Source organism: Streptomyces sp. S6 (assembly GCF_054880855.1).
Genome location: NZ_JBTYMC010000357.1, coordinates 1 through 6,087, shown reverse-complemented (window position 1 = coordinate 6,087; position 6,087 = coordinate 1). Strand labels below are relative to the sequence as shown.

The 6,087-nt window shown below is 70.0% G+C and carries 5 protein-coding genes and 2 pseudogenes; 3 read left to right on the top strand and 4 right to left on the bottom strand.

Annotated features, from left to right (window positions below):
* Together ACVNF4_RS30970 and serS are read left to right on the top strand one after the other, a co-directional pair.
* A pseudogene (locus tag ACVNF4_RS30970) lies at positions 1 to 446 on the top strand (3-oxoacyl-ACP synthase); the annotation flags it as partial.
* Between the two features lie 45 nt (positions 447 to 491).
* Entirely contained in the window at positions 492 to 1,760 is a 1,269-nt protein-coding gene (gene serS / locus ACVNF4_RS30965) for a serine--tRNA ligase (RefSeq protein ID WP_461806199.1), read from the top strand.
* Here serS and ACVNF4_RS30960 read toward each other — a convergent pair.
* Positions 1,712 to 2,563: an AfsR/SARP family transcriptional regulator gene (locus ACVNF4_RS30960; RefSeq protein ID WP_461806198.1), complete on the bottom strand. Its 852-nt coding sequence runs from the start codon at positions 2,561 to 2,563 to the stop codon at positions 1,712 to 1,714. The two genes, serS and ACVNF4_RS30960, sit on opposite strands and share 49 nt — an antisense overlap.
* 566 nt (positions 2,564 to 3,129) lie before the next feature.
* Here ACVNF4_RS30960 and ACVNF4_RS30955 point away from each other — a divergent pair.
* On the top strand, positions 3,130 to 4,401 hold the full coding sequence (locus ACVNF4_RS30955; protein WP_461806197.1) for an APC family permease: 1,272 nt from the start codon (positions 3,130 to 3,132) through the stop codon (positions 4,399 to 4,401).
* Between the two features lie 20 nt (positions 4,402 to 4,421).
* Here the strand turns inward: ACVNF4_RS30955 and ACVNF4_RS30950 are convergent, their stop codons facing one another.
* The 3 genes and pseudogenes from ACVNF4_RS30950 to ACVNF4_RS30940 form a co-directional block, all read right to left on the bottom strand.
* The gene (locus ACVNF4_RS30950; RefSeq protein WP_461806196.1) at positions 4,422 to 5,027 is read right to left on the bottom strand and encodes a helix-turn-helix transcriptional regulator; all 606 of its coding nucleotides are present in this window, start codon (positions 5,025 to 5,027) and stop codon (positions 4,422 to 4,424) included.
* A 259-nt stretch (positions 5,028 to 5,286) separates the two neighbouring features.
* Complete coding sequence (locus tag ACVNF4_RS30945; RefSeq protein ID WP_461806195.1) at positions 5,287 to 5,676, bottom strand: outer membrane protein assembly factor BamB family protein; 390 nt, start codon at positions 5,674 to 5,676, stop codon at positions 5,287 to 5,289.
* Positions 5,677 to 5,776: 100 nt separating this feature from the next.
* Positions 5,777 to 6,087: pseudogene (locus ACVNF4_RS30940) on the bottom strand (hypothetical protein); the annotation flags it as partial.

Below are 6,087 nucleotides of genomic sequence, written 5' to 3'. Positions count from 1 at the left end.
ACGGGGCGAGTGCCGACGCCCATCACGTGACGAGTCCGCACCCGCAGGGGGTGGGGGCCGAGGCCGCGGTCCGGGCGGCGCTGGCGGACGCGGGGGCCTCCCCGGCGGACGTCGGGCACGTGAACGCGCACGGCACCTCGACCCCACTGAACGACCTGGCGGAGGGCCGGATGCTGAGCCGGGTGCTGACCGGCGATCCGCTGGTCACCTCGACGAAGGGGGTGACCGGGCATCTGCTGGGCGCGGCGGGCGCGGTGGAGGCCGCGCTGACGGTGCTGACCCTGGAGGAGGGGGTGGTGCCGCCGACGGCGGGGCTGTCGCGGCTGGACCCCCGGCTCGACATCGAGGTCGCGCGGTCCGCGACCCCCACCCGGGCCGAGCTGGCCGTCAGCAATTCGTTCGGCTTCGGCGGGCAGAACGCCGTCCTCGTCATCGCGGCGGCCTGATCACGATCGGTGCCGCACCTCGCGGCCGAAGGGAAGGGAACAGCGATGCATGATGCCCGTGAACTGCTGGCGCTGGGCGACAAGGCGGTGGCCCAGTTGGCGCGGCGCGGCTATGTGCTGCCGCTGGAGGAGCTGGAGGGGCTGCACCGGGAGCGGACCGGGGCGGCTCAGGAGGCCGACTCGGCCCGGGCGGAGCTGAAGCAGGCCACCAAGGGAGCGGTCACCGAGGAGGCGCGGGCCGTGGCACGGGCGCTGCGGGAGCGGGTGCAGCAGGCCGAGTCCCGGCTGCGGAGCGCGCAGGAGGAACTGACGCAGCTGCTGCTGTCCGTGCCGAACATCCCGCTGAACGAGGTGCCGGACGGGCGGACCGAGGCGGAGGCGGTGGAGGTGCGCCGCTGCGGTCCGCCGCCGGCGCCGGCCGACAAGGACCGTCATCACGCGGCGGTCGGGGCGTCGCTCGGGATCCTGGACGGCGACCGGGCGGCGAAGCTGTCCGGGGCGCGGTTCTCCGTGGCCTGGGGGGCGGGGGCCCGGCTGGAGCGGGCGCTGGCCGATCTCCTGCTGGATCTGCACACCGGGACGCACGGCTACACGGAGTACTCGGTGCCGTACCTGGTGACCCGGGAGACGATGACCGGGACGGGCCAACTGCCCAAGTTCGAGAAGGAGTTGTTCTCGACCCGGGTGGGTGAGCGGGAGCTGATGCTGATCCCGACCGGGGAGGTGCCGCTGACGAACCTGTTCGCCGGCGAGGTCCTCGACGAGGCGCGGCTGCCGCTCGCGGTCACCGCCCGTACCCCCTGTTTCCGTGCCGAGGCCGGTTCCTACGGCCGGGACACTCGGGGCATCCTGCGGCTGCACCAGTTCGAGAAGGTCGAGCTGGTGCGGCTGTGCGCGGCGGACGACGCCCGGCGCGAGCTGGAGCTGATGGTGAGTCAGGTGGAGGAGTGCCTGCGGGTCCTGGAACTGTCGTACCGGGTGGTGCTGCTGCCGGCCGGTGACCTCGGTTTCTCGGCCCGGATGACCTACGACCTGGAGGTGTGGCTGCCGGGCAGCGGGGCGTTCCGGGAGATCTCGTCGGTGTCCGACTGCGGGGACTTCCAGGCCCGGCGGGCCAATATCCGCCGCCGCGGCCAGGGTTCCCGGAAGACCCCCGTCGTGACACTCAACGGCTCGGCGCTGCCGATCGGCCGGACCGTGGCGGCGATCCTGGAACAGCATGTACGGCCGGACGGATCGGTGCGCCTGCCGAAGGCGCTCGTGCCCTATGCCGGCTTCGAGCGCATCCTCCCGGGCGGGGTGACCACCGCCTGATCGGCGGCCCTGCCCGGTATCCGTGATCCGTGCGCGGCCACGTGGCCGCGCGCGTAGGGCACCTGGTTGAGAATCTCTTTCAGCCGTTGCCGGAGCTGGATCGAGGGCTCGATGCCCAGTTCGTCGACGAGCCTGCGGCGGATGCCGTTGTAGGTCTCCAGCGCCTCCGCCTGCCGGCCGGCCCGGTAGAGGGCGATCATGAGGAGTTCGGTGATCCGCTCGCGCCAGGGATGGGCCACACTCATCCGCTTGAGTTCACCGATGACGCGGACCGGGTCGGCGATGTCGAGGCCGAGCGAGAACTTCTCCTCGACGGCGGTGAGGTACTCCTCCTTGAGCTGGAAGGCGACGCTGCGGCACATGGGGCCCTGGATCACGTCCTGGAGCGGGTCCCCCTGCCACAGGGCGAGGGCGTCCTCGAACAGCGCGTGGGCGACGTGCGGATCGGTGTTGATGTGCGCCCGGGCCCGTGCGAGCGTCCCGTGGAAGGCGTCCGTGTCGACGGTGGCGCCGTTCAGTTCCAGGACGTATCCCGAGGGCCGGGTGAGCAGTTGGGGACCGGAGCCGGCGGCGGAGAGCTGCTGGAGCCTGCGGCGCAGCCGGTAGATGTGCGCCTGGAGGGCGTTGCCCACCGTGGGCGGCAGCGTCTCGCCCCACAGCTCCCCGTAGAGCTGCTCCACGGGGACCAGGCGTCCGCTGTGCAGGAGCAGGGCGGCGAGCAGCGTCCGCTGCCGGGCGCCGGCCAGCGCGCCCACGCGGGCTCCGACCCTCATTTCCAGCGGGCCGAGGAGCCGGAAGTTCAACTCCTCAAAGGATTCTTTACCAGATCCCGGGTTTATCACATCGGAATCAATTCTTTGAAGCACGGAAATTCTCCGATCCTCGCACGGGCAAAGCGCCCCGTCGCGTTAATTAATGCGAAGCGGAAAGTGCTACGCAAGGGGGGTCGGGGGCGAAAGTCGATTACTGGCCAGAAGCCGAGGCGTCACCTCATTCGGACACACGGGGGTCACATATGCGCACAAAAGGTACATCCTCGGAAGCTGTGAGACATCCGGTGGCCCGATATCCTCGCTCCCCCTCCCGCGACGTTGACCGGATCAATTCGAAAAGGGTGGCCCAAATGGCCATGCGAGATGCACCATCGGCCACCCGAATCTTTTTATTACCTCAGAGGTAATTGACACGGCCAAAGGTCTCTTTTGCCTTTTTTTCCCGGACCAAACACCCGGGCCCGGCCAGGGCAGGGTCAGCGCTCAATCAGTTTGCCGTCAGAGCGGCCAGGCATAGTCGCGGCTGTCATTTTGCGGTCAGCTCGGCGCCGGAGGGAAGAATGCTCGACCAGGCTCCGTCCAATACCACGGCCACAGTGCGTCCACCGGCACTGGCCACCCGGCACATCGTCTATCTCATCGTCTCGGCGGCGGCTCCGCTGTCCGCGATGGCCGGGACCGTCCCGCTGGCCTTCGCCTTCGGCAACGGCGCCGGGGTCCCGGCCGCGTTCGCGCTGACCGGGGCCGTCCTGCTCTGCTTCTGCGCCGGTTACGCCGTGATCGCCCGCCGCACCGGCGGCCGTGGCGGCTTCTACTCCGCCGCCGCCGAGGGCCTGGGCCGCCCGACGGGGGTGGCCAGCGGCTACGTGGCCGTCGTCTCCTACAACCTGGCGGCGATCGGGCTGCTCGGCGCCTTCGGGTACTTCACCTCGCTGGTGCTCGCGGACCGGGGCGTGCACGTGCCGTGGTGGGTGTGCGCGGCGGCCGGCACGGCGGCCGTCGGCTGGCTCGGGTACCGGGACATCGGCGCCGGGGCACGCACCGTGGCCGCGATGATGACCGGCGAACTGGCGATCCTGCTGGCCCTGGACGTCGCCGTCGTCGCGCGCAAGGGACTGCCCACCGCCCTCCCGGCCACCTCGTTCGCGCCGCACGAGGTGTTCGGGACGGGCTTCGGCGTGTCCGTGATGTTCGCGGCCATCTCCTTCATCGGGTTCGAGTCGGCCGCGCTGTACGGCCGGGAGGCACGCGATCCGCGGCGCAGCGTGGTGCGGGCCACGTATGTCGCGGTGGTCCTCATCGCCGGCTTCTACACGCTGACCAGCTGGATCGCGGTCGGTGCGGTGGGTGAGCGGCAGGTGCGGCAGGAAGCGGGCGAGCAGCTCGGCAGCCTGTTCTTCACCCTGACGGACACCTACCTCGGAGCCACGGCCGGTACGGCCATGCAGGTCATGCTCTGCACCAGCCTGTTCGCCGCGACCCTGGCGCTGCACAGCGCGGCGGGCCGCTACACGCAGACCCTCGCCGAGGACCGGTTGCTGCCGGCCGCGCTGGCCGCGTTCCACCCCCGTCACCGCTCCCCGCACCTGGCGGGGCTGCTCCAGACAGCGCTGAACGCGGTCGCCGTCGCGGGGTTCGCGCTCGCCGGGCTCGATCCCTACACCGGGATGACCACCACCATGCTGGGACTCGGCACGCTCGGCATCGTCGCACTCCAGGCGGTCGCCGCGCTCTCCGTCCTCGGCGCCGGCCGACGGCTCATGGACGTGTCACGGCCACGGCTGGCCGCGTCCGCGCTGGCCTTCCTGGGACTGGCCGCCGCGTTCTGGCTGGGCGTCGACAACTTCGGCCTGCTCACGGGCTCCTGAGCGGGCCGGAGCCCATCGGATCAGATCAGACCGGCCCGGATGGCGTATGAAACTACATGCGTGCGGTTCCTCAGTTGCATTCGCTTCATCAGGCAGTGGAAGACGTTCTTAATCGTCCGTTCAGAGTACGGGAGTTGCTTCGCGATCTCGATGTTGCTGTGTCCCTCCGCCGCCATCCGCAGCACGGCGATTTCCCGGTCCGAGAGACCGAGGCCTTTCCGGGTCCGGCTCATGCGGTCGAGCAGACTTCCTTGCAACTCGGGGGGAAAGCAGGCTTGACCTTCTACCACGAGACAGATCGTTTCGACCAGTCGTTGCCGGGTGAACTCTTCTCGGCGTAACACCGCCCGCACCCCGAGTCCGATCGTCTCCGAGTAATCCGTACCCCCGGTGTTGTCGGAGATGACCAGGAACCCCGACACCGGCTCACTCAGACTCTTCAGCAACTCCGTGAAGGCGAGCCCCACTCGCTGCCCGGAGACGACGGTCACGTCGGCCTCCTCACCGGTCGCCGAGCTGACCAGCGCGAGTCCGGGTGTTTCCGCGAGCGAACCGACCAGTCCGAGGAAAGTGAGGGCGTCCTCCGCGTGCACAGCGACGCGAACTACCGGCATGATGATCTCCAAGCAGGGTTGGTTCAACCTTGGACTTCTTCTGGCCTCGGGCCATGTGCACCTCGACCACAGATTGGCCATCCCTTATTGAAACGTCAATGAAGTTGCCCCGTTCGGAACGCTCCCTGGCGGAAAACTGACGCCCGTGAGGGTCGGGGGACGTCATATCGCCGCGTCGACCGCCCAGAGCGACTTCTCCTCGCTGCCGATGTATACGATCTCCGCCGCCGACGACCGCCGCCCGGACCCGGTCTCCTGTCTCCAGCGCTCCTCACCCGTGACCGCGTCGACGGCCCATCAGACCCACGAAGGCACTCCACACCGCGACGCCCCACACCGGCCGACCGGTGAACCCGTCCGCCGCCCACATCCTGCCGTTGCGCGAGGCGGCGTACACGATGCCGTCCGCCACCGTCGGCGCCGACATCCTCGAACGCCGTGGTCTCCACTTCCAGCGCACGTCGCCGGTCACGGCGTCCACCGCCGTCAGCGCTCCGACGGTGTCGGCGAAGTACACGGCGCCACCACCGGCCACCGGGGTGCTCGCGACCCCGAACTCGTCGTCCAGTGTCCAGCGCCGCCGGCCCGTCTCCGCGTCGACCGCCACCAGCTCGGACTCGTCCCCGACCAGGTGGACGGCCCCCTCCGCCATCGTCGGCATGTGGAGAGCACCCCTCCACCGGGCACCCGCCACAGCGTCCTGTCACTCACGTCCGCAACAGCCGTCACGGTCCCCTCCCTGTACTCCGGGACTCGTCTCGTCACCGCCCGGTGAGCGGGACGCTCAGGACTCCTCGGTCGTGTCCGACGATCAGGTCCGGCCCCGCGGCGGCCAGGCAGGTGAGCTTCACGTCGAGAGCGAGGTGGCTCAGCGCGCCGGTCGCCGGTTCCCACACCCGCAGCCGATGACCGTGACGCGCGCCGGTGACCAGGACCGTGCGGCCGTCGGGCAGGGCGGCGGCGGTGATGAGCGGTCGGCCGAAGGTGCCCTCGGAGGCGGGCAGTCCGGCGCCGGCCGGGGTGCCGGTGGCGAGGTCCCACAGCAGGACGGCGCCTCGCTCGTCCCCCGTGG

What these genes read in the sequence shown, in the direction of transcription:
- serS (WP_461806199.1), top strand. Translation starts at nt 492, where the DNA reads ATGCATGATGCCCGTGAACTGCTGGCGCTGGGCGACAAGGCGGTGGCC.
- ACVNF4_RS30945 (WP_461806195.1), bottom strand. Translation starts at nt 5,676, where the DNA reads ATGCCGACGATGGCGGAGGGGGCCGTCCACCTGGTCGGGGACGAGTCC.